22 protein-coding genes are annotated in these 21,297 nt (G+C 61.7%); 8 read left to right on the forward strand and 14 right to left on the reverse strand.

What is annotated here, in order from left to right; all coding sequences use genetic code 11:
- Positions 1-148: 148 nt before the first annotated feature.
- The 6 genes from hemA (at position 149) to HX801_RS21475 (ending at position 5,515) form a co-directional block, all read left to right on the forward strand.
- On the forward strand, positions 149-1,438 hold the full coding sequence (gene hemA / locus HX801_RS21450; protein WP_008432265.1) for a glutamyl-tRNA reductase: 1,290 nt from the start codon (positions 149-151) through the stop codon (positions 1,436-1,438).
- On the forward strand, positions 1,435-2,517 hold the full coding sequence (gene prfA / locus HX801_RS21455) for a peptide chain release factor 1 (protein WP_003208405.1): 1,083 nt from the start codon (positions 1,435-1,437) through the stop codon (positions 2,515-2,517). The genes hemA and prfA overlap by 4 nt, the downstream gene beginning before the upstream one ends.
- On the forward strand, positions 2,518-3,345 hold the full coding sequence (gene prmC, locus HX801_RS21460) for a peptide chain release factor N(5)-glutamine methyltransferase (protein WP_177022695.1): 828 nt from the start codon (positions 2,518-2,520) through the stop codon (positions 3,343-3,345).
- Positions 3,342-4,097, forward strand: coding sequence for a molybdopterin-synthase adenylyltransferase MoeB (locus HX801_RS21465; RefSeq protein WP_177022696.1), 756 nt, complete (start codon positions 3,342-3,344; stop codon positions 4,095-4,097). Before prmC ends, HX801_RS21465 begins: the two co-directional genes overlap by 4 nt.
- Positions 4,090-4,884, forward strand: coding sequence for a glutamate racemase (gene murI / locus HX801_RS21470; protein WP_003208413.1), 795 nt, complete (start codon positions 4,090-4,092; stop codon positions 4,882-4,884). Before HX801_RS21465 ends, murI begins: the two co-directional genes overlap by 8 nt.
- Before the next feature lie 112 nt (positions 4,885-4,996).
- A complete protein-coding gene (locus HX801_RS21475) occupies positions 4,997-5,515 on the forward strand; it encodes an acyloxyacyl hydrolase (RefSeq protein ID WP_177022697.1) in 519 nt (172 codons plus the stop codon).
- 137 nt (positions 5,516-5,652) lie between these two features.
- Here the strand turns inward: HX801_RS21475 and HX801_RS21480 are convergent, their stop codons facing one another.
- The 12 genes from HX801_RS21480 to HX801_RS21535 form a co-directional block, all read right to left on the reverse strand.
- A complete protein-coding gene (locus HX801_RS21480) occupies positions 5,653-5,958 on the reverse strand; it encodes a YkgJ family cysteine cluster protein (protein WP_003208416.1) in 306 nt (101 codons plus the stop codon).
- A 54-nt stretch (positions 5,959-6,012) separates the two neighbouring features.
- On the reverse strand, positions 6,013-6,504 hold the full coding sequence (locus HX801_RS21485; protein ID WP_102368128.1) for a DUF2878 domain-containing protein: 492 nt from the start codon (positions 6,502-6,504) through the stop codon (positions 6,013-6,015).
- The gene (locus HX801_RS21490; RefSeq protein ID WP_087693767.1) at positions 6,497-7,768 is read right to left on the reverse strand and encodes a cyclopropane-fatty-acyl-phospholipid synthase family protein; all 1,272 of its coding nucleotides are present in this window, start codon (positions 7,766-7,768) and stop codon (positions 6,497-6,499) included. The genes HX801_RS21485 and HX801_RS21490 overlap by 8 nt, the downstream gene beginning before the upstream one ends.
- Positions 7,755-8,561, reverse strand: a complete 807-nt coding sequence (locus HX801_RS21495; RefSeq protein WP_087693766.1) for a DUF1365 domain-containing protein — start codon at positions 8,559-8,561, stop codon at positions 7,755-7,757. Before HX801_RS21495 ends, HX801_RS21490 begins: the two co-directional genes overlap by 14 nt.
- Complete coding sequence (locus HX801_RS21500) at positions 8,558-9,805, reverse strand: FAD-dependent oxidoreductase (RefSeq protein WP_177022698.1); 1,248 nt, start codon at positions 9,803-9,805, stop codon at positions 8,558-8,560. The genes HX801_RS21495 and HX801_RS21500 overlap by 4 nt, the downstream gene beginning before the upstream one ends.
- Positions 9,802-10,584: an SDR family oxidoreductase gene (locus tag HX801_RS21505; protein ID WP_008432280.1), complete on the reverse strand. Its 783-nt coding sequence runs from the start codon at positions 10,582-10,584 to the stop codon at positions 9,802-9,804. Before HX801_RS21505 ends, HX801_RS21500 begins: the two co-directional genes overlap by 4 nt.
- Positions 10,581-11,003 (reverse strand): nuclear transport factor 2 family protein, encoded by a 423-nt coding sequence (locus tag HX801_RS21510; RefSeq protein ID WP_177022699.1) that lies wholly within the window; start codon positions 11,001-11,003, stop codon positions 10,581-10,583. Before HX801_RS21510 ends, HX801_RS21505 begins: the two co-directional genes overlap by 4 nt.
- Positions 10,996-12,441, reverse strand: a complete 1,446-nt coding sequence (gene phrB, locus HX801_RS21515) for a deoxyribodipyrimidine photo-lyase (protein ID WP_177022700.1) — start codon at positions 12,439-12,441, stop codon at positions 10,996-10,998. Before phrB ends, HX801_RS21510 begins: the two co-directional genes overlap by 8 nt.
- Complete coding sequence (locus tag HX801_RS21520) at positions 12,442-13,371, reverse strand: MerR family transcriptional regulator (RefSeq protein WP_008432286.1); 930 nt, start codon at positions 13,369-13,371, stop codon at positions 12,442-12,444. It abuts the gene before it with no gap.
- A gap of 3 nt (positions 13,372-13,374) precedes the next feature.
- Entirely contained in the window at positions 13,375-14,346 is a 972-nt protein-coding gene (locus HX801_RS21525) for a DUF523 and DUF1722 domain-containing protein (protein ID WP_008432288.1), read from the reverse strand.
- 112 nt (positions 14,347-14,458) lie between these two features.
- A complete protein-coding gene (locus HX801_RS21530; protein ID WP_003208432.1) occupies positions 14,459-14,674 on the reverse strand; it encodes a TIGR02450 family Trp-rich protein in 216 nt (71 codons plus the stop codon).
- Positions 14,671-15,657, reverse strand: a complete 987-nt coding sequence (locus HX801_RS21535) for an NAD(P)/FAD-dependent oxidoreductase (RefSeq protein WP_003208434.1) — start codon at positions 15,655-15,657, stop codon at positions 14,671-14,673. Before HX801_RS21535 ends, HX801_RS21530 begins: the two co-directional genes overlap by 4 nt.
- A 209-nt stretch (positions 15,658-15,866) precedes the next feature.
- Between HX801_RS21535 and HX801_RS21540 the strand changes: the two genes are divergently transcribed.
- Both HX801_RS21540 and hemH read left to right on the forward strand, forming a co-directional pair.
- Positions 15,867-16,766, forward strand: a complete 900-nt coding sequence (locus HX801_RS21540; RefSeq protein ID WP_177022701.1) for a TIGR01777 family oxidoreductase — start codon at positions 15,867-15,869, stop codon at positions 16,764-16,766.
- 14 nt (positions 16,767-16,780) lie between these two features.
- Positions 16,781-17,806 carry a ferrochelatase gene (gene hemH / locus HX801_RS21545; protein ID WP_134325751.1) on the forward strand — a complete coding sequence of 342 codons (1,026 nt, stop codon included), beginning with the start codon at positions 16,781-16,783 and terminating at the stop codon, positions 17,804-17,806.
- 548 nt (positions 17,807-18,354) lie between these two features.
- On the opposite strand, the gene HX801_RS21550 is transcribed toward hemH, so the two are convergent.
- Entirely contained in the window at positions 18,355-19,074 is a 720-nt protein-coding gene (locus HX801_RS21550) for a DUF4198 domain-containing protein (RefSeq protein ID WP_177022702.1), read from the reverse strand.
- A gap of 12 nt (positions 19,075-19,086) precedes the next feature.
- Positions 19,087-21,198, reverse strand: a complete 2,112-nt coding sequence (locus HX801_RS21555) for a TonB-dependent siderophore receptor (protein ID WP_177022703.1) — start codon at positions 21,196-21,198, stop codon at positions 19,087-19,089.
- Between the last annotated feature and the right edge of the window lie 99 nt (positions 21,199-21,297).

The raw sequence follows: 21,297 nt of genomic DNA on the forward strand, positions 1-21,297 counted from the left end.
CGTTATCGTTAACGACCATCGCGAGCAAGCTCGCTCCTACAGATGGCCTTTATAGGCGTAAGCTACTAGGACAATAGCCTACGGTGGTTGTTCTGAATCATTCGAAGTAGGACAATTGTCGGCTTCCCGACATCATCAGCGATATTGAATGGCCTTCCTTGCACTCGGTATTAACCACAAGACTGCTTCTGTAGACGTCCGCGAGCGCGTGGCTTTTACTCCCGAGCAGTTGGTTGAGGCCTTGCAGCAGCTCTGCCGGCTCACCGACAGTCGCGAAGCTGCGATCCTTTCGACCTGTAATCGCAGCGAGCTCTATATAGAGCAGGAACATCTTTCAGCGGATGTGGTGCTGCGCTGGCTGGCCGATTACCACCATTTGAGCCTCGATGAGCTGCGCCAAAGCTCATATGTGCACGAAGAGGATGCGGCAGTTCGTCACATGATGCGCGTCGCCTCCGGGCTGGATTCGCTGGTGTTGGGCGAGCCGCAGATTCTCGGCCAGATGAAGTCCGCCTACGCCGTGGCCCGCGAGGCCGGCACCATCGGCCCGCTGCTGGGGCGCCTGTTCCAGGCCACCTTCAACTCCGCCAAGCAGGTGCGCACCGACACCGCCATCGGTGAAAACCCGGTGTCCGTGGCGTTTGCCGCCGTCAGCCTGGCCAAACAGATTTTCAGTGACTTGCAGCGCAGCCAGGCCCTGCTGATCGGCGCCGGCGAGACCATCACCCTGGTCGCCCGCCACCTGCACGAGCTGGGCGTAAAGCGCATCGTCGTCGCCAACCGTACCCTGGAACGCGCCAGCATCCTGGCCGAGCAGTTCGGTGCCCACGCGGTGTTGCTCTCCGACATCCCGGCCGAGCTGGTGCGCAGCGACATCGTCATCAGCTCTACTGCCAGCCAGTTGCCGATCCTCGGCAAGGGCGCGGTGGAAAGCGCCCTGAAACTGCGCAAGCACAAGCCGATCTTCATGGTGGATATCGCCGTTCCCCGGGATATCGAGCCTGAAGTCGGCGAGTTGGACGACGTTTACCTCTACAGCGTCGACGACCTGCACGAAGTGGTCGCCGAAAACCTCAAGAGTCGCCAGGGCGCTGCCCAGGCTGCCGAGGAAATGGTCAGCACCGGTGCCGACGATTTCATGGTGCGCCTGCGTGAACTGGCGGCAGTGGACGTGCTCAAGGCCTACCGTCAGCAAGGCGAACGCCTGCGGGACGAGGAATTGATCAAGGCCCAGCGTATGCTCGCCAACGGCAGCAGCGCCGAAGACGTGCTGATGCAACTGGCGCGCGGCCTGACCAACAAATTGCTGCACGCTCCCAGTGTCCAGTTGAAAAAGCTTACCGCCGAAGGCCGCCTCGATGCGCTGGCCATGGCTCAGGAACTCTTTGCCCTCGGTGAGGGCGCGACAGAAAGCTCTTCGGATAAAAAACCGCAATGAAAGCGTCACTGCTCAATAAACTGGACGTCCTTCAGGACCGTTTCGAAGAACTGACCGCCTTGCTCGGCGATGGCGAGGTCATCTCCGATCAGACCAAGTTCCGCACCTATTCCAAGGAATACGCGGAAGTTGAACCGATCGTGGGCACCTATAAACAGTTGCTCAAGGTTCAGGCTGACCTCGAAGGCGCCCAGGCGCTGCTCAAGGACAGCGACCCGGACATGCGCGAAATGGCCGTTGAAGAAGTGCGAGAAGCCAAGGACAAGCTGATCGAACTGGAAGGCGACCTGCAACGCATGCTGTTGCCCAAGGACCCGAACGACGGGCGCAACGTATTCCTTGAAATCCGCGCCGGCACCGGCGGTGACGAAGCGGCGATTTTCTCCGGCGACCTGTTCCGCATGTATTCGCGCTATGCCGAGCGTCGCGGCTGGCGTGTGGAGATTTTGTCCGAGAACGAAGGCGAACACGGCGGCTATAAAGAAGTCATCGCCCGGGTTGAGGGCGAGAATGTCTACGGCAAACTGAAGTTCGAATCCGGCGTGCACCGCGTGCAGCGGGTGCCGGCCACGGAATCCCAGGGCCGTATCCACACCTCGGCGTGCACCGTGGCCGTGTTGCCCGAGCCCGACGAGCAGGAAGCCATCGAGATCAACCCCGCAGACCTGCGGGTCGACACCTACCGCTCATCGGGCGCCGGTGGCCAGCACGTCAACAAGACTGACTCGGCGATCCGTATCACTCACTTGCCTTCGGGCATCGTGGTGGAGTGCCAGGAAGAACGTTCCCAGCACAAGAACCGTGCGCGGGCCATGTCCTGGCTGTCGGCCAAGCTGAATGACCAGCAGACCAGCGCCGCCGCCAATGCGATTGCCAGCGAGCGTAAGTTGCTGGTGGGCTCGGGCGACCGTTCCGAGCGCATTCGTACCTACAACTTTGCCCAGGGCCGGGTCACCGACCACCGCGTCAACCTGACGCTGTACTCCCTGGACGAAATCCTCGCCGGTGGCGTCGATGCGGTAATCGAGCCATTGTTGGCTGAATACCAGGCCGACCAGCTTGCGGCGATAGGTGAATAAATGACCATTATTGCCAGTTTGTTACGCGCCGCCGACCTGCCGGACTCGCCGACTGCGCGCCTGGACGTGGAATTGTTGCTGGCCGCTGCCTTGGGCAAGTCCCGCAGCTACCTGCACACCTGGCCGGAAAAAATCGTCAGCAGTGAACACGCGCTGACCTTTACCGACTACCTGCAACGCCGTCGTGCCGGCGAGCCCGTGGCCTACATCCTCGGCCAGCAAGGCTTCTGGAAGCTCGACCTGGAAGTGGCACCGCACACGCTGATCCCGCGTCCGGAAACCGAGATGCTGGTGGAAGCCGCCCTGGAATTGCTGCCTGCCACACCGGCCAAGGTCCTGGACCTGGGCACCGGCAGCGGTGCGATTGCCCTGGCCCTGGCCAGCGAACGCCCGGCCTGGCAAGTCACGGCGGTCGACCGCGTGCTGGAAGCTGTGGCCCTGGCCGAACGCAACCGCCAGCGCCTGCACCTGAACAACGCCACGGTGCTGAACAGCCATTGGTTCAGTGCCCTCGAAGGCCACACTTACAACCTGATCATCAGCAACCCGCCTTATATAGCCGACACCGACCCGCACCTGGTGGCCGGTGACGTGCGCTTTGAACCGGCCAGCGCGCTGGTATCCGGGCATGACGGCCTGGACGACCTGCGGCTGATCATCGCCCAGGCGCCTGCGCACCTCGACGCCGCGGGTTGGTTGCTGCTGGAACACGGTTACGACCAGGCGCCCGCCGTGCGCGACCTGCTGCTGGGGGAAGGCTTTGAAGAAGTCCACAGCCGCATCGACCTGGGCGGCCACGAACGCATCACGTTGGGACGCCGCCCGTGATGAACGACCAGGAGCTGTTGCGCTATAGCCGGCAGATTCTGTTGCAGCATGTCGACATCGAAGGCCAGTTGCGCCTGAAAAACAGCCGCGCGCTGATCGTCGGCCTGGGTGGCCTCGGTTCGCCGGTGGCGCTGTACCTGGCGGCGGCGGGTGTGGGTGAGCTGCATTTGGCGGATTTCGACACTGTCGACCTGACCAACCTGCAACGCCAGATCATTCACGACACCGACAGCGTCGGCCTGAGCAAGGTCGACTCGGCGATTCGCCGCCTGAGCGCGATCAATCCTCAAATACAGCTGGTTGCCCATCGCAGCGCGCTGGATGAGGATTCCCTCGCGGCCGCCGTGGCGGCGGTCGATGTGGTACTGGACTGCAGCGACAACTTCTCCACCCGCGAAGCAGTCAACGCTGCGTGTGTCGCTGCCGGCAAGCCTTTGGTGAGCGGTGCGGCGATTCGCCTCGAAGGCCAGCTGTCGGTGTTCGACCCTCGTCGCGCCGAAAGCCCCTGCTACCACTGTTTATACGGGCACGGCAGCGACGCCGAACTGACCTGCAGCGAAGCTGGTGTCATCGGCCCGCTGGTGGGTTTGGTCGGCAGCCTGCAAGCCCTGGAAGCCTTGAAATTGCTGGCCGGTTTCGGCGAGCCGCTGGTGGGGCGGCTGTTGTTGATCGACGCCCTGACCACGCGTTTTCGCGAGTTGCGGGTCAAGCGCGATCCCGGCTGCAGCGTCTGCGGTAGCCAACATGGTTAAGGATGCGCCGATTGGTGTGTTCGACTCCGGTGTCGGCGGCCTGTCGGTACTGGACGAAATCCAGCGCCTGCTGCCCCATGAGTCGCTGCTGTACGTGGCGGATGGCGGGAATATCCCCTACGGCGAGAAAACCCCGGCGTTCATCCTCGATCGTTCGCGACAGGTGGCGGCGTTCTTCCGTGAGAAGGGCGCCAAAGCGTTTGTGATTGCCTGCAACACGGCGACCGTTGCGGCGGTTGCCGATTTGCGCCAGGACTATCCCGACTGGCCATTGGTGGGCATGGAACCGGCAGTCAAACCCGCGGCTGCCGCGACCCGCAGTGGCGTCGTCGGCGTTCTGGCGACCACCGGCACCCTGCAAAGCGCCAAGTTCGCCGCCTTGCTTGACCGCTTCGCCACCGATGTGCGGGTGATCACCCAACCCTGCCCGGGCCTGGTGGAGCTGATAGAAACCGGCGACCTGGACAGCCCGGCCCTGCGCCTGCTGTTGCAAGGCTACGTGGAGCCGCTGATTGCGGCCGGTTGCGACACCATCATCCTTGGCTGCACCCACTACCCGTTCCTCAAGCCCCTGCTCGCCGAGATGCTCCCGCCGACGATCATTTTGATCGACACCGGGGCGGCAGTAGCGCGTCAATTGCAACGTCTTTTGAGTGATCGCGAACTGCTGGCCACTGGCAATCCGCCGCCTGTACAGTTCTGGACCAGCGGCGATCCGCAGCATCTAAGAAATATCCTACCGACCCTATGGAAATCTCCCGGAGTTGTGCGTAGTTTTGGCGTGTGAAAAAAACGTGAAATAACGCCTTTATCCGCTGAACTTCTGGCTATACGGCAGCTTCTATAGCAAGTTAGCCGGTACAAAATCATACAACTTCGTTCGGAAGGGATGTTTCTCTATGAAGCGCTTGTTCTGTTTGGCTGCGATTGCGGCCGCAATGTTGGGGCACTCTTTTTCCGCACAGGCGGCAGGCCTGGAACTTGGGGTGGGAAGTACGAGCGATTCGACCATGACCTATCGGTTGGGGCTGACCTCGGACTGGGATAAAAGCTGGTGGCAGACCGATACGGGGCGCGTGACCGGGTACTGGAGCGGCGCCTACACCTACTGGGACGGTGACAAGCGGGCCAGCGTCAGCAGCCTGTCGTTCTCACCCGTGTTTGTGTATGAGTTTGCCGGGGAGAGGGTGAAGCCGTACATCGAGGCCGGCGTGGGTGTGGCCATGTTCTCCCGCACGCGGGTAGAAGACAACAATATCGGCCAGGCTTTCCAGTTTGAAGACCGGCTGGGCTTTGGCTTGCGCTTTGTCGGTGGCAGTGAAGTGGGGATTCGGGCCACCCATTACTCCAATGCCGGGATCAGCAGCAATAACGATGGTGTAGAGAGTTATTCGCTGCACTACACGCTGCCGTTGTAGTTTTTTAAGCACACTGCAAAACCATTGTGGGAGCGGGCTTGCTCGCGAAAGCGGTATATCAGCCACGAATCAGTTGACTGACACACCGCTTTCGCGAGCAAGCCCGCTCCCACATTGGCTACTCATTGGTTCCGAAATCAGCGATACACCGTCGCAATCCCCTGGCGCTCATCGATGCACTCCGGCGCGCCCATCTCGAATTCCCGGCAGATCAGCGGCCGCTTCTCGTAAATCGTGCACATCATCGTGTCGCGGTCCAGCGCCGCGCACCAGCCGTCATCCAGGCGCAGCATGACTTCGCCGCCCCAATCGTCGGTATCGATAAAGCGATCGGGCACGCCGGTGTCGGTGATCAGCATGACTTCCAGCTGGCAGCAGCACGCGGCGCAGGTGGAGCAGGTGACGGCAGGTTCGGCGATTTGGGTATGGGGGATGTTGGTCATAGGCGCGCAGTGTAAGGCAAGCGGCTCATAGGTGTGTGAAAGGCCTGACGGACGTCAATGTGCCAACTGCCTGGCGACCCAATGCAACAACGGAAAAATCATCCCCCAGAGTAACGCCAGGCCGATGACGGTCGGCACGGTGCCATAGCCGAAACTCACCCCGGCCAGTTGGCTGCCCGCGTAATAGGACAACGGCCCGCCCACCGCCCCCAACAAGCTCGCACGCCACCAGGGCTGCGCGCTCCAGGCCAGGCAATGGCGTAGCGTGGTCGCTAGCAATGCCCACAACAGGATCAGCCACCATGGTGCCAACGGTCCGGGCAGGCTGAAATGAAACACGCCGAATGCTCGTAGCACGGTGTCGATCACGGTGCCCAACATGGTGACGGCAAGAATCACCTGGCCTTCCGCTGACCACGAACTTATCCACAGCAGGTGGATTACCAGCACCGCCAACCCCACCAACAGCCACAGACTGTCGCCGCCCAGCACACAGGCAAACCAGCCGCACTGGAACAGCACGGCATTTGCCAGTGGTTTAAGCATCAAAGCGCCCGAGCAGTGGCTGGGTCAGCGCCGCCGGCTTGGCCAGCAGCATCTGCGCGGTGCCGATGGTGCGCTCCATAAAGCCGCCTTCGCAGTAGCACAGGTAAAACTCCCACAGCCGCAGGAAGTATTCGTCGTAGCCCATTTCCGTCAGGCGGCTGTGGGCGCGGCGAAAGTTCTCATGCCACAGGCGCAGGGTTCGCGCGTAGTGCAGGCCGAAGTCTTCCATGTGCAGCAGGTTCATGTCAGTGTCGCGGCTGACGACCTCCAGCATCTTCTGTACACAGGGCAGGGCGCCGCCGGGGAAGATATAGCGCTGGATAAAATCCACGCTGCTCTTGGCTTGTTCGTAGCGCTGCTCGCGAATGGTGATGGCTTGCAGCAACATCAGGCCGTTGCTCTTGAGCAACTGCGCGCACTGTTTGAAATAGGTCGGCAGGAAGCGGTGGCCCACGGCTTCGATCATCTCGATCGACACCAGCTTGTCGTACTGCCCGGTCAGGTCGCGGTAGTCCTCCAGCAGCAACGTCACCTGATTCTGCAAACCCAGGGCCTCGATGCGTTTTTCAGTGTAGGCAAACTGCTCTTTGGACAGGGTCGTGGTGGTGACCTTACAGCCGTACTGCTGCGCGGCATAAATCGCCATGCTGCCCCAGCCGGTGCCGATTTCCAGCAGGTGGTCGGACGGTTTCAGCGCGAGCTTCTGGCAGATGCGTTCCAGCTTGTTCAGTTGTGCCTGTTCCAGTGTGTCATCGGCGGTGAGGAACTGCGCGGCCGAATACATCATGGTCGGGTCGAGGAATTCCTCGAACAGGTCGTTGCCCAGGTCGTAGTGGGCGGCGATGTTTTTCTGCGAGCCCTTGCGCGTATTGCGGTTGAGCCAGTGCAGGCCCTGGGTGAAGGGCCGCGCCAGTTTGGCCAGGCCACCTTCCAGCGCATCCAGCACGTCGAGGTTACTGACCATCACTCGTACCACGGCGGTCAGGTCCGGGCTGCTCCAGTAACCATGGATAAATGCCTCGCCGGCGCCGATGGAGCCGTTGGCCGCCACCAGCCCCCACACGGCTGAATCGAGGATCTGGATCTCCCCCAGCAGGTGCGCTTCCCGTGCGCCGAAGACTTGCCGTTCGCCGTCCTCGATCACCACCAACTGGCCGTGGCGCAGTTGGCCGAGCTGGCGAAGCACGGCTTTGCGCAGCAGCGCGGCGGTCATGCCGTTGACGTTCAAGCGGTTGGATTTGACCGATAAGCTAGGGGATTTCATGGCGGCGATCCTTGGTGTAACCGACTGCGGTGCGAGAAGCGCCTTCGGCGGCGTGATGGGAAAAAATCGGCGTGCGTTTAAGCAAGAGGCGCAAGGCCTGCCAATAAATGGCCAGGCAGGTCTTGGCGGTCATCCACGGGAAGCGCCACAGGTAGCGGTGCAGGCTGGCGCGGTTCAGGGCTTCGCGTTGCAGGCTCAAGGTGGCGTCGAAGACTTTCAGTTCGCCCTGCCAGTCGGCCATATGCACGCCGAGCCTGGCGGCGGGCGGGCTGAAGCTCATGCGGTATTCCAGGTCCCGGGGCAAGAACGGCGACACATGAAACGCCTTGGCCACGGCGAAGTGCTGATGCTCACCGGCAGGCAGCGCCTGGGCTGGCAGCACGTAGTGATAGCGCTCGCGCCACGGGGTGTTGGTCACTTCACAAAGGATCGCGGCCAGCGTTCCGTCGGCCTCGAAGCAGTAGAAGAAACTCACCGGGTTAAAGGCCAGGCCCCAACTGCGGGCCTGGGTCAGCAGGCAGATAACGCCCGAGGGGATGCGCCCCAGGGCCTTGCCGACTTCTTGGCGTACGGCATCGGTCAAGCTCATGCCGTGACGGGTCAATTCACGCAGGTAATCCTGCTGGCGAAACGCGAACGGCGCCCAGCGCTCGCCCGCCAATGGCGACAAGCCGAACACTTCGTCCTGTTCGCTGAGGTCCAGGTACAGCAGGCCGATCCGGTAGCGGAAGGCATGGCCCTTTGGCGTAAACCGCCGATGGGCGATCCAGCCGCTGTACAGGGCGCTGTTCACAGGATTTCCCCGAACGCCTTGGCCACGCGCAATGCGCTGACCACGCCGTCTTCGTGGAAACCGTTGGCCCAGTAGGCGCCGCAATAATAGGTGTGCTGCGTGCCGTGCAGTTCTTCCCAGCGCGCTTGGGCGGCCACGGCGGCCAGGCTGTATTGCGGGTGGGCGTAGGTGTAGCGGGCGAGGACTTTGAGCGGGTTGATCAGCGCCGTTTGGTTGAGGCTCACGCAAAAGGTGGTGGTGCTGTCGATGCCCTGCAGGATGTTCATGTCGTAGGTCACCGCCGCCTGTTTTTGCGCGCGGCCATCCAGGCGGTAATTCCAGCTGGCCCAGGCCAGTTTGCGGTCGGGCAGCAGACGGGTATCGGTGTGCAGGACGACGTCATTGTCGGCGTAGGGCAGGGCGCCAAGGATCTGTTGCTCGGCCAGGCTCGCATCCCCCAGCAAGGCCAGAGCCTGGTCGCTGTGGCAGGCGAACACCACCTTGTCGAATGCCTCGCTGCCGGCGGCGCTGTGGATAACTGCGCCGATGGCTGAACGCTCAACCCGGGTGACCGGGCAATTGAGGCGGATATTTTCGCGGAAGGACTGGGTCAGCGGTTCGATATAGCGGCTGGAACCGCCTTCGATCACGCACCACTGCGGCCGGTTGCTCACCGACAACAAGCCATGGTTCTTGAAGAACCGCACGAAGAATTGCAGGGGAAACCCGAGCATGTCAGCCAGGGACATCGACCAGATCGCCGCGCCCATCGGCACGATGTAGTGCTGGATAAATCGCTGGCCGTAGCCGCCCGCTTGCAGGTACTCGCCCAGGGTCATCTCGGCGCTGATGCGTTGCTCTTGCAGGTCCAGGGGCGCCTGGCGGTTGAAGCGCAGGATATCGCGCAACATGCCCCAGAACCCCGGCGACAGAATATTCCGGCGCTGGGCAAACAGGCTGTTGAGGTTGTTGCCGTTGTACTCGAACCCGGCGTTCGGGTCGCACACCGAAAAGCTCATCTCGGTGGGTTTGTACGTCACGCCAATTTGCCCCAGCAGCTTGATGAAGTTGGGATAGGTCCAGTCGTTGAACACGATAAAGCCGGTGTCCACCGCATGGCTTTTGCCTTCCACCGTGACATTCACCGTGTGAGTGTGCCCGCCGATGCGGTCGCCCGCTTCGAACAGGGTGATGTCGTGGCGGCGACTGAGCAGGTAGGCGCTGGTCAGCCCGGCAATGCCGCTGCCGATAATGGCGATCTTCACAGGTCGTCCTTTCTCGGCGGCGGGCTGCGCAGCATGCGTTTGCCAATGATCAACTGGACGCGGTTCGGCAGTTTCGACAGTGGCCACAAGGCGGCAATAAACAGGGCAGGGAAGGCAATTTCCAATGGGCGGTTTTGCAGCTTGGCGAAGATATGTCGCGCGGCCTTGTCCGCCGGCCAGCTCAGGGGCATCGGGAAATCATTGCGGGCGGTCAGCGGCGTGTCGACAAACCCCGGGCTGACCACGGTGACGTCGATCCCTTCAGGTGACAGGTCGATACGCAGGGACTCGAACAGGTAACGCAGGCCTGCCTTCGACGCACCATAGGCTTCCGCCCTGGGCATCGGCAGGTAGGTCACCGCACTGGCCACACCGACCAGGTGCGGTGTATGACCGGCACGCAACAGCGGCAGCGCGGCCTCGATGCAGTAACTGCTGGCCAGCAGGTTGGTGCGCACCACGTGCTCGATGATCGAGGCGTCGAACTGCCTGGCATCCACGTATTCGCAGGTGCCGGCATTCAGGATCACCGTATCCAGCGAACCCCAGGCCACCGCGATGTGTTCACCGATCTCGCGTACGGTCTGGCTGTTGGTCAGGTCGCCGGCCACCACCAGCACTTGCCCGGGATATTGCTGGGCAAGCTGTTCCAGGGGCGCCTTGGAGCGGGAACTGAGGGCCACATGGGCACCGCTTTCGAGCAGCGTCTTGGCCAGTTCGGCACCGATGCCGCTGCTGGCACCGGTCAACCAGTAACGACGTGGAAGGTTAAGGCTCATCCCATTCTCCTTTTCAGCCAGCTGACCACACCGCCAAGGAACGGCACGTGTTCATACAGCAACTGTCCAGCGTCAAAATAATCCCGGTGGCGATACACCTTGTCGCGCCACAGCAGGTGCGAGCAGCCTTCCACACGAATCACTTCGCCCTTGGCCAGGCGCGGGTGGCAGAAGCTCATTGTCCAGCGCAGGTAGCCTTCGCCTTCCGCCACTTGATCAAAGCCATGGAAGTCAAAGCGCAATTGGGTAACGTTGTCGTACAGCTCGGCGAAGTAGCGGTGCAACGCCGGTAGCCCGTGCACCTCGTGCAGTGGGTCGGTGAAACTGATGTCCTGGCTGTACAGGCCGTCGAGCAGGTGCAGGTTGTGCTTGTCCACACTGGCGAACACCTGGGCGAAGCGGCGCAGGAAATCACTCATAAGCACCTCCGACCGCCTGGCGTGAAGGCAGGCTGCGGAAAGCGGCGAGGGCGCGCTCGCGGGATTTTTTCAAATCGACGATAGGACGAGGATAGTCGGCCACACCAAACAGGCCGCCCACGGCGTCGGGGTTGTGCACTTCCTTTTTGTTCATCGCCGACAACTGTGGCAGCCAGTGCTTGATAAACACACCTTCGCCGTCGAATTTTTCCGATTGGCTCAAGGGGCTGAAAATCCGGAAGTACGGGGCCGAGTCGGTGCCGGTGGACGAGCTCCACTGCCAGCCACCGTTGTTGGCTGCCAGGTCGCCGTCGATCAGGTGACGCATGAAAAAGCGCTCGCCTTCGCGCCAGTCGATCAGCAGGTTTTTGGTCAGGAACATCGCCACCACCATGCGCAGGCGATTGTGCATCCAGCCGGTTTCCAGCAGCTGGCGCATGGCGGCGTCGATGATCGGCAGGCCGGTGCGTGCTTCCTGCCACGCTTTCAAGTCTTCCGGGCTGTTGCGCCAGGCCACAGCTTCGGTCTCCGGGCGGAATGCGCGGTGGCGCGAGACCCGTGGGTAGCCCACCAGAATATGTTTGTAGAACTCGCGCCACAGCAGCTCGTTGATCCAGGTAATCGCGCCGATGTCGCCGCTTTCGAATTCACCCTGGTTGCTTTGCAGCGCGGCATGCAGGCACTGGCGCGGTGAAACCACGCCCGCTGCAAGGTAGGCCGAAAGCTGGCTGGTACCGGGCTTGGCCGGGAAGTCGCGTTCGTCCTTGTAGTAGCTGATTTGTGCGTCGGCGAACTGGTCGAGACGGCGCCGGGCTTCGGCTTCGCCGGCAGGCCACAGGGCGCGCAAGGCTTCGCTCGGGGTAGCGAAGCCCTCGACGTGATCCGGAACCTCGTCGCTTTTGAGTTTGAGCGGTGCCTGCGCCTTGGGAGTGGCGACCAAACGCGGCAAGGCGCCATGCAGGCGGCTGTAGCAGACCTTGCGGAACTGGCTGAACACCTGGAAGTAGGTGCCGGTCTTGGTCAGCACGCTGCCGGGCTGGAAAAACAACTGGTCCAGATAGGTGTGGAACGTGATGCCTTGAGCTTCGAGGGCCTTGGCCACGGCGGCGTCGCGGCGCTCTTCGTGGATGCCGTATTCGTCATTGACGTGTACCGACTCCACCGCCAGTTCCTGGCACAGGCCTGCCAGGACTTCAGGTGCTTGATCCCAAGTGTCGGCATGGCGGATCAATAACGGAATGTTCAACTCGCCCAGCGCCGAGCTCAAGCGCTGCAGGTTGCGCAGCCAGAAATCGACCTTGCACGGCGCGTCATCGTGGGCCAGCCATTGCCCGGGGCTGATCAGGTAGACGGCCGCTGTCGGGCCACGCTGTGCGGCGGCGGCGAGGGCGGTGTTGTCATGTAGGCGCAGGTCGGTGCGCAGCCAGATCAAGTGCATTTAAATAAGTCCACGCTGGATCAGTACCTGATGGGCCGACAACGGGTCTTCGGCCAGGAGCAATTCAGGAATCTCTTGGGTTAATACGGACAGCTCCGCCTGGTGGATGCATACCGTTGGTCCGGTTATCAGTTTTGGGCAACTGAAGCCGCTCAACAGTTTGCCCAGCACCGAGGTATGGAGTGCCTTGCTCGAATACAGCAGTACCGCGCGGGGTTGCAGATGCTCGACGGCCAGGGCCAGTTCGCCCACCGGCAATGGCCAGTCGAAAACTTCCACCGGGCAATCGGCGCTGCTGGCGAGCCAGGCGGTGAGCCACAGGTGCGGCTCCAGCGGCAGGTCGGAATGATTGATCAGCAGCAGGGGGGCGCCGTTGAGCTGGCGGTTGTTGTGATACATCCGCGCACCGAATTTGCTGCGCAGCCAGGAATAGAAAAATACCCGTTCCATCTGCGCGCCGAACTGGCCTTGCCAGCGCAGTTCGAGCTCCTTGAGCAACGGCAATAACAGTTGCTCGCACAAGGTGCGCGGCGGGTACAGCGCCATGGCCTGGTTGAAGGCATCATCCACCCGGCGCTCGGCCAGTTCGCTGATGGCCTGCACCAGGTGCTGGCGGCGGTTGTGCCATTCGTTTTCCACCGGCGGTTCGCTGGTGGCTTGCGCGGTGTCGATCAGGCTCTTGACCTGGCTGACCGGCACACCGCGGTTGAGCCAGGTCAGGATGGTATGGATGCGTTGCACGTGCTCGGCACTGAACAGGCGGTGCCCCTTGGGCGTGCGCTGGGGCACGATCAGGCCGTAGCGCCGCTCCCAGGCGCGCAAGGTCACGGCGTTGACGCCGGTCTGGCGCGCCACTTCGCGGATCGGCAGCCAGCCTTGTTCGATGGCCTCGGCGATGTCTTCGCCAGGTTCTTGCAGGGGAAAAGTCATAGGTTAAATCGCATTACGCAGGCTGAGGTTTTCCGGGTGCGGTTGCAGGTAGGCCTGCTGCGCGATATAGCGGTCCGGATGCTGGCGAAAGTGGTGCTTGAGCAGCGTCAGCGGTACCACCAGCGGCACGATGCCCTGGCGGTATTGGCTGATGATGGTCTGCATTTCCTGTTTGTCTTCGGCGCTGATGGCTTGCTTGAGGTAGCCGCTGATGTGTTGCAGCACGTTGGTGTGGGTGCCGCGTGTGGCGCACTGGGTCAGGGCGCTCATCAGTTCGCTGAAGTAGCCGGCGGCCAAGGCGCCCAGGTCGACGTCCCTGGGCATGCTGCCCAGCAGGTTGCCGAGGCTTTTGTAATGCACCGGGCTGTGGGCCATCAGCAGGTATTTGTAGCGCGAGTGAAATTCCAGCAGGCGGTGACGGGTCAGGCCTTCGGCGAGCAGTTGCTGCCAGGTGGCGTAGACGAACACCCGGGTCAGGAAGTTTTCCCGCAGCACCGGGTCATTCAGCCGACCGTCTTCTTCCACCGGCAGGTTGGGGTGGCGCGCACAAAACGCCTGGGCGTAGATGCCGCGCCCGCCGCCGTCGATGGGCATGCCGTTGTCCTGATAGACCTTGACCCGCTCCAGGCCGCAGGACGGGGATTTCTGCATGAAGATGTAACCGCAGAGGTCGGTGTGTTCAGCAGCCATTTGCTGGCCGTAATCGTCCAGCGGCTGGGTCACGTTAAGTTCGCGGTTTACGGTGCCAACGGCCTGTGGATTGAGCGGGTCGCCCACCAGGCGAATCGGTTCGCGGGGGATGCCCAGGCCAATGGCGACTTCAGGGCACAGCGGCACGAAGTCGAAATAATCGGCCAGGGTCTGGCTACACAGCTGGGATTGTTTATGCCCGCCGTTGAAGCGCACGTTCTCGCCCAACAGGCAGGCGCTGATGGCGATTTTCGGTTTGCCGGTGGCGGGCAGGGTGCTGGACATGGCCAAACCTCGATGAAATTCCTGTACAGAGTTAAATTTCTGTACAACTTAATCTCATCATAGGTTTGAAGCTGTACAAGTCAAATAATTTGTACAGGTATTTGCGGAATGGCTATTTCCAGCCGATTTTCCAGTCTTCGGCGTTCTGCAGGGTTTGCCAGGCCAGGCGCTGCACGCGATGGCTCATCACGGCTTCCAGCTCGATTTCCTGCACATCGCCTTCGTCATCACGCAGCAGTTTGGTCACCAGAAAATGTTTTTCCTTGTGCTGCGGGCGAGCTGCTGTCCACTTCGACAGCAGCAGCTTGGCGGGATTGATGCGGTTCATCGCAGGTGCTCGATCAACCGCCGCGCCGCCTCCTGGCCGCTGAGCCACGCACCTTCCACGCGGCCTGACAGGCACCAGTCGCCACATACATACAGGCCCAGGTCGGCGTCGGCCAGCACGCCAAATTCATGGCTGGTGGACGGCCGCGCGTACAGCCAGCGGTGGGCGAGGGTGAAGGATGGCGCCGGCATGGCGCTGTGCAGCAGCTCGGCGAAGGCGCCGTGCAGGTGTTCGATCACGGCTTCCTTGGACAGGTCCAGGTGTTGCTTGCTCCAGGTGCTGGTGGCGTGCAAAACCCAGGTGTCGAGGGTGGTGTCGCGCCCCGGTTTGCTGCGGTTGCGCGCCAGCCAGTCCAGCGGGCTGTCCTGGACGAAGCAGCCTTCCATGGGCGTATCCAGCGGCTTGTCGAAGGCCAGGGCAATGGCCCAGGTCGGGTCCATCTTGACCCCGGCGGCGACACTCGCCAGCTTGGGCGCAGCGGCCAGCAGAGCGGTGGCCTGGGGCGCCGGGGTGGCGATGATCACGTGGCTGAACGGGCCGTGGCTTTCGCCGTCGGCGTCCAGCAGGTTCCAGTGATGTTTACCCTGGAACACCTCGGTGATGCGGCAACCGAACTGCACCGGCAAGTCATCGAGCAGGGCGCGGGTGATCGCACTCATGCGCGGCGTGCCGACCCAGCGGATCTGTTCATCGGGGGAGGGCGTCAGTTGGCCGGACTTGAAGTTGTACAGCTGTGGCTTCCATTGCTCGGCGCAACCATTGGCCTGCCAGCGTTGCACCTCGTTGACGAAGCGCCGGTCGCGGGCGGTGAAGTACTGTGCGCCCATGTCCAGCGAGCCCGCATCGCTGCGCTTGCTGGACATGCGACCGCCACTGCCGCGGCTTTTATCGAAGAGTTGTACAACGTGCCCCGCGTCTTTCAACGCTCGGGCGGCGGAGAGACCGGCGATGCCGGTGCCAATGATCGCGATGGGAACAGTCATGGGAGGCCTCGTTTTACCGTTGGGTACAGACTACGCCGACACCAATAGCTGTACAATATTGTTTTTTGGTATAAGTTTTGGCGTACCTGATCGTTTGGCGTGACCTATGGTTAAACCTGAAGGTTTAACCAGCGTTGCGCCCGATTAAAACATCCCTGTTTATAAAATAGACTAACGGTGGTCGGCGAACGTTACACGAGGAACAACTCATGCACATTTTGCTGACCGGCGGTACCGGTTTGATCGGCCGTCAACTTTGCCAATACTGGCTTGCCCAGGGCCATCGCCTCACGGTCTGGAGCCGCCATCCCGAACAAGTGGCTAAATTGTGCGGCGCCCAGGTGCGTGGCGTCGCCCGCCTGCAAGACATAAACGAGGCGGTGGACGCGGTGGTCAACCTGGCCGGCGCGCCGATTGCCGACCGGCCCTGGACGCATAAACGCAAGGCGCTGTTGTGGAGCAGCCGTATCGGCCTCACCGAAACCCTGCTGGCCTGGCTTGAGGACCTTGAGCACAAACCGGCGGTGTTGATCTCCGGTTCCGCGGTGGGCTGGTACGGCGACGGCGGTGAGCGCGAGCTGACCGAAGACAGCGGCCCGGTGCAGGACGATTTCGGCAGCCAGTTATCCATTGCCTGGGAAGAAACCGCCCAGCGTGCCGAGGCATTGGGCATCCGCGTGGTACTGGTGCGTACCGGGCTGGTGCTGGCGGCGGAGGGCGGCTTTTTGTCGCGGCTGTTGCTGCCGTTCAAACTGGCGCTGGGCGGGCCTATCGGCAATGGTCGGCAGTGGATGCCATGGGTCCATATAAAGGATCAAATCGCCCTGATTGATTTTCTTCTGCACAAGACCGATGCCAGCGGTCCTTATAATGCCTGCGCGCCACACCCGGTACGCAACCTGGAGTTCGCCAAGACCCTGGGCAAGGTGCTGCACCGCCCGGCGTTCATGCCCATGCCGGCGTTTGCCTTGCGTATCGGCCTGGGCGAGTTGTCCGGTTTGTTGCTGGGTGGCCAGCGGGCTTTGCCGCAGCCGCTGTTGGCGGCCGGTTTCACTTTCCAGTTCACTGAGTTGCATGCGGCCCTGGACGACTTGTCCAGCCGCCTCTAGAGATAGGATGTTGCATGACGGATCACGCGTTGTTACTGGTCAACCTGGGTTCACCGGCGTCCACTTCGGTGGCGGATGTGCGCAGCTACCTCAATCAGTTCCTGATGGACCCTTACGTCATTGACCTGCCATGGCCCGTTCGGCGTTTGCTGGTGTCGCTGATCCTGATCAAGCGCCCGGAGCAATCGGCCCATGCCTACGCCTCGATCTGGTGGGACGAAGGCTCGCCGCTGGTAGTTCTTAGCCGTCGCTTGCAACAACAGATGACTGCACAGTGGACCCAGGGGCCGGTGGAGTTGGCCATGCGCTATGGCGAGCCGTCGATTGAAAGCGTACTGACCCGGCTGGCGTCCCAAGGCATCCAGAAAGTGACCCTGGCGCCGTTGTACCCGCAGTTTGCCGACAGCACCGTGACCACGGTAATCGAAGAGGCCCGGCGCGTGGTGCGGCACAAAAAGCTGGCGATCGAGTTTTCGATTCTGCAGCCGTTCTACGATGAACCGGAGTACCTGGACGCCTTGGCCAACAGCGCCAGAGCCTATGTGGAAGAGGATTTCGATCACCTCCTGCTGAGCTTTCATGGGTTGCCCGAGCGCCACCTGAAAAAGCTCGACCCTACGGGGCAACACTGCTTCAAGGACGCCAACTGCTGCCAGAACGCCTCTCCCGAGGTGCTTGCCACGTGCTATCGCGCGCAGTGTTTCAGCGTTGCGCGGGATTTTGCCGAGCGCCTTGGCTTGCCGGATGGCAAATGGTCGGTGGCGTTCCAGTCGCGGCTGGGCCGGGCCAAGTGGATCGAACCGTACACCGAGGCACGCCTTGAAGCGTTGGCTCAGCAGGGCGTGAAGAAGCTGCTGGTGATGTGCCCGGCGTTTGTTGCGGACTGCATCGAGACACTGGAGGAAATTGGTGATCGCGGCCTGGAGCAATTCCGCGAGGCGGGGGGCGAGGAGTTGGTGTTGGTGCCGTGCCTGAACGATGACCCGCAGTGGGCGGCGGCGCTCAATACCCTGTGTGAAAGAGCGCCGGTCGCGCTGTAGTCAAGCCGGGTGAGGCCTGAGTGTGGGAGCTGGCTTGCTCGCGAAGGCGGTGGGTCAGTTAATGAAGATGGCGACTGACACACCGCCTTCGCGAGCAAGCCCGCTCCCACATTGACTGTGCCCACTTTGGATTTGCGGGGTTACTCGTGATGCGGCTCGCCCAGGAAGGTCAGGGAACTGGAAAGAGCGCCGGTTGCACTGTAATCAAGCCGAGTGAGGACTAAATGTGGGAGCGGGCTTGCTCGCGAAGACGGTGGGTCAGTTAATGAAGATAGCGACTGAAACACCGCTTTCGCGAGCAAGCCCGCCCCCACATTGACTGTGCCCACTCTGGATTTGCGGGGTTACTCGTGATGCGGCTCGCCCTGAAAGCTCAGGGAACTGGAAAGAGCGCCGGTCGCGCTGTAATCAAGCCGAGTGAGGACTGAATGTGGGAGCGGGCTTGCTCGCGAAGACGGTGGGTCAGTTAATGAAGATGGCGACTGACACACCGCTTTCGCGAGCAAGCCCGCTCCCACATTGACTGTGCCCACTTTGGATTTGCGGGGTTACTCGTGATGCGGCTCGCCCAGGAAAGTCAGGGAACTGAACAGTCCGCGAGTCGCGACATCAGCATTGTCTTTGAGCGGGATTTCCACCTGCGCCGCAATCACATTCAATCCTTCATTTCTCACCAGCACCTGGGCGCGACCGTCTTTATCGGTCTCGGTGCTCAGGGTGTTCGGTGCGTTGCGATAGTCTCCGATCAGCTTGACCCCAGCCGCCGGCTTGCCATCCAGCAGCACCCGTACCGGCAGTGATTTACCCGGGCCGACCGTCAGCGGATCAACTTCCGGCAAGATCAGTAGCTTGATCTGATCCAGCTTCGGCAACTTCGCCCCCGGCTGGTAGATCGCCAGGCTGTACTTGAAGGTCTGGGTCGACTCAATCGCCCCCGGCACCTTGCTGCGGCCCTCGTTGATCCACTTCTTGTCAGGCGTCTGTGACCACATCCCGTTATCCAGGGCGACCGCCAGTACAGCCGGCGATTTGAGCGGCTTCAGGCGCGCATGGTCGGGCAGACGTTCCACGGTCACCGGGATCATTTTGCCGCTGGCGTCATAAGCCCAGGCGCCGCTGATTTTCTGCGCCTTGAACGCGTTGTCTTCGGCGCCGTGGCCGTAGATCACTTCGATGTTGCCGCGCCGTTGTTCGGTCCACAGTCCGTGGGCCGAGACTTGGGTGGCAAACAGCAGGCCGAGCACGGCCAGGGATTTGAAGGCTTGCATGGTGACGTCCTTTTACAGGTTGAGGGTCAGGCTGACGGTGAAGTTGCGCGGCTCGCCGGGATTGACCCAGTAGTTGCTGTAGGAGCGCTCGTAGTACTTTTCATCGAACAGGTTGTTGAGGTTCAGGCCCACGGTGACGTTGTCGCTAGCCTTGTAATGGGCCAGTAAATCGACGGTGTGGTAGGCCGGTAATTCAAAGCGGCCCCCGGCTTCACCGGAGCGGTCGCCGACGTAGGTAAAGGCCGCGCCGAGGTCGGAGCCACGCAACAGGCCGTCCTGGAATTCATACACGCCGAGCAAGCTGCCGCTACGTTTGGCTACGCCGAGAATCCGGCTGCCGGTGGGGATGGCTTTGTCGCCTTTGGTCACTTCGGCGTCGATGTAGGCAAAGGCGCCGATCACCCGTAAGGCGTCAGTCACCTGGCCGGTCAGTTGCAGGTCAAAACCCTGGCTGCGGGCCTTGCCCATGGCGCGCTGTGTGTCGGTAGCCGGGTCCAGGGCCAGGACATTTTCTTTCTCGATATGGAAGGCGGCGAGGGTGGTGCTCAGGCGGTCGTCGAACAGCTCGCTCTTGATCCCGATTTCATACCCCACGCCTTCTTCCGGCTTGAAGGATTTGCCGCCGGCGTCCAGGCCATTGTTGGGTTTGAACGAGGTGGAGGCGTTGGCGAACAGGCCCACTTCAGGCGTCAGTTGGTAGAGCAAGCCGGCGCGTTGGGTCAGGGTGTCGTGGGTCTGCCGGCTTTTGGCATGGTTGCGGCTGAAGTCGTCGGTGTGTTGCTCGAAGTGTTCGAACCGCGCGCCGATCATCCCGCGCAGGCGGTCGGTGAAGATGATCTGGTCTTGCAGGTTCAGCGCCTGGCTTTTCACCTGTTCGAAAAAGTCAGTGCCGGAGCGCTTGCCGTTCGGTTTGGGCTGGCCATAGACCGGGTCATAGATGTCGATGGCGTAATCGCCGCCGGCGATGGCGGTCACCCGTTCTTTCTTGCGGTAGTCCTCGTACTCGGTGCCGATCAGCAATTCGTGCTGCCAACTGCCGATGTCGAACCGACCGCGCAGTTCGAGCTGGGTGATGCTGTCATGCCAACCGGTGGAGCGCTCGCGGTAGCGGCGGCTGAGGGTGTGGCCATCGGCATCCAGCGCGCGGTTTTCCGAGGCGTTGCCCCACAGGCTGCCTTGTTTGTAATGGCTGGCCAGGCGCAGTTGCCAGGCATCGTTGAGGTGATGCTCGAGGCTGGCTTGCAGGCGGTTGTTGTGGTTGCGGATATCGCCGTCGTCGGGCTCGCCGAGAAAGGTCGAGCGGGAGACGCCGCTCCAGCGGTTGTTGGGCGCGACGATGCCGCGGTCGAAAGTGGAGCGGTGACGCACGAATTCACTTTCCACCAGCAGGTGTGTGTCCGGGTCCAGTTGCCAACTGATGGAGGGCGCGACGAAGACCCGCCTGGCTTCAACGTGGTCGCGGAAGCTGTGGTTGTCTTCCTCCGCCAGGTTGACCCGCGATAACACGTTGCCCTCGCTGTCCAGCGGCGTGTTCACGTCCAGCGCGGTGCGGTAGCGGTCCCAACTGCCGGCGCTGGTCTGCAGTGTGGTGAAGGCCTCGGGCTGCGGCTTTTTGCTGACGATATTCACCGTGCCGCCTGGGTCACCACGGCCATACAGGCTGGCGGCGGGGCCCTTGAGCACCTCGATGCGCTCGATATTCGCCGCGTCCGGCGTGCTCGGGTAACCGCGGTTGGCGCTGAAACCGTCCACGTAAAACTCTGACGTGGTGAAGCCGCGAACGCTGTATTCGTAGAGCGTCAGGCCGCCGAAGTTGTTCTGTTTGGACACGCCGCCGGCAAACTCAAGGGCACGCTCGACGTTGGTGCTGCCCAGGTCGTTGAGTACCGAAGCGGGAATCACGCTGATGGACTGTGGGATATCCCGCAAGGCGGTGTCGGTTTTTGTGGCGCTGGCGGAGCGGGTAGCGCGATAGCCCTTGACCGGGCCGGTGGCTGATTCGTACGCCTCGCTGGTGATGCGGGTGGCTTCCAGTTCAACGGGGGCGGTGTCTTCGGCGTAGGCCGGGTCCACCAGCAAACCCAGGGCGATTCCCGCCAGCGGGGCAAATCTTCGAGACGGCATGATAGAGCGTTCCAATAGCGATATTGAAACAATATAACATGACTAATGAGAATGAATTTCTTTTGAAATATTAGGTAACAGGAGCCCGCGAACGGGCTC

Source organism: Pseudomonas sp. G1002, from assembly GCF_013385455.1.
Lineage (GTDB): Bacteria > Pseudomonadota > Gammaproteobacteria > Pseudomonadales > Pseudomonadaceae > Aquipseudomonas.

What these genes read in the sequence shown, in the direction of transcription:
- hemA (WP_008432265.1), top strand. Translation starts at nt 149, where the DNA reads ATGGCCTTCCTTGCACTCGGTATTAACCACAAGACTGCTTCTGTAGAC.
- prfA (WP_003208405.1), top strand. Translation starts at nt 1,435, where the DNA reads ATGAAAGCGTCACTGCTCAATAAACTGGACGTCCTTCAGGACCGTTTC.
- prmC (WP_177022695.1), top strand. Translation starts at nt 2,518, where the DNA reads ATGACCATTATTGCCAGTTTGTTACGCGCCGCCGACCTGCCGGACTCG.
- murI (WP_003208413.1), top strand. Translation starts at nt 4,090, where the DNA reads ATGGTTAAGGATGCGCCGATTGGTGTGTTCGACTCCGGTGTCGGCGGC.
- HX801_RS21475 (WP_177022697.1), top strand. Translation starts at nt 4,997, where the DNA reads ATGAAGCGCTTGTTCTGTTTGGCTGCGATTGCGGCCGCAATGTTGGGG.
- HX801_RS21480 (WP_003208416.1), bottom strand. Translation starts at nt 5,958, where the DNA reads ATGACCAACATCCCCCATACCCAAATCGCCGAACCTGCCGTCACCTGC.
- HX801_RS21485 (WP_102368128.1), bottom strand. Translation starts at nt 6,504, where the DNA reads ATGCTTAAACCACTGGCAAATGCCGTGCTGTTCCAGTGCGGCTGGTTT.
- HX801_RS21490 (WP_087693767.1), bottom strand. Translation starts at nt 7,768, where the DNA reads ATGAAATCCCCTAGCTTATCGGTCAAATCCAACCGCTTGAACGTCAAC.
- HX801_RS21505 (WP_008432280.1), bottom strand. Translation starts at nt 10,584, where the DNA reads ATGAGCCTTAACCTTCCACGTCGTTACTGGTTGACCGGTGCCAGCAGC.
- HX801_RS21510 (WP_177022699.1), bottom strand. Translation starts at nt 11,003, where the DNA reads ATGAGTGATTTCCTGCGCCGCTTCGCCCAGGTGTTCGCCAGTGTGGAC.
- phrB (WP_177022700.1), bottom strand. Translation starts at nt 12,441, where the DNA reads ATGCACTTGATCTGGCTGCGCACCGACCTGCGCCTACATGACAACACC.
- HX801_RS21520 (WP_008432286.1), bottom strand. Translation starts at nt 13,371, where the DNA reads ATGACTTTTCCCCTGCAAGAACCTGGCGAAGACATCGCCGAGGCCATC.
- HX801_RS21525 (WP_008432288.1), bottom strand. Translation starts at nt 14,346, where the DNA reads ATGTCCAGCACCCTGCCCGCCACCGGCAAACCGAAAATCGCCATCAGC.
- HX801_RS21530 (WP_003208432.1), bottom strand. Translation starts at nt 14,674, where the DNA reads ATGAACCGCATCAATCCCGCCAAGCTGCTGCTGTCGAAGTGGACAGCA.
- HX801_RS21535 (WP_003208434.1), bottom strand. Translation starts at nt 15,657, where the DNA reads ATGACTGTTCCCATCGCGATCATTGGCACCGGCATCGCCGGTCTCTCC.
- HX801_RS21540 (WP_177022701.1), top strand. Translation starts at nt 15,867, where the DNA reads ATGCACATTTTGCTGACCGGCGGTACCGGTTTGATCGGCCGTCAACTT.
- hemH (WP_134325751.1), top strand. Translation starts at nt 16,781, where the DNA reads ATGACGGATCACGCGTTGTTACTGGTCAACCTGGGTTCACCGGCGTCC.
- HX801_RS21550 (WP_177022702.1), bottom strand. Translation starts at nt 19,074, where the DNA reads ATGCAAGCCTTCAAATCCCTGGCCGTGCTCGGCCTGCTGTTTGCCACC.
- HX801_RS21555 (WP_177022703.1), bottom strand. Translation starts at nt 21,198, where the DNA reads ATGCCGTCTCGAAGATTTGCCCCGCTGGCGGGAATCGCCCTGGGTTTG.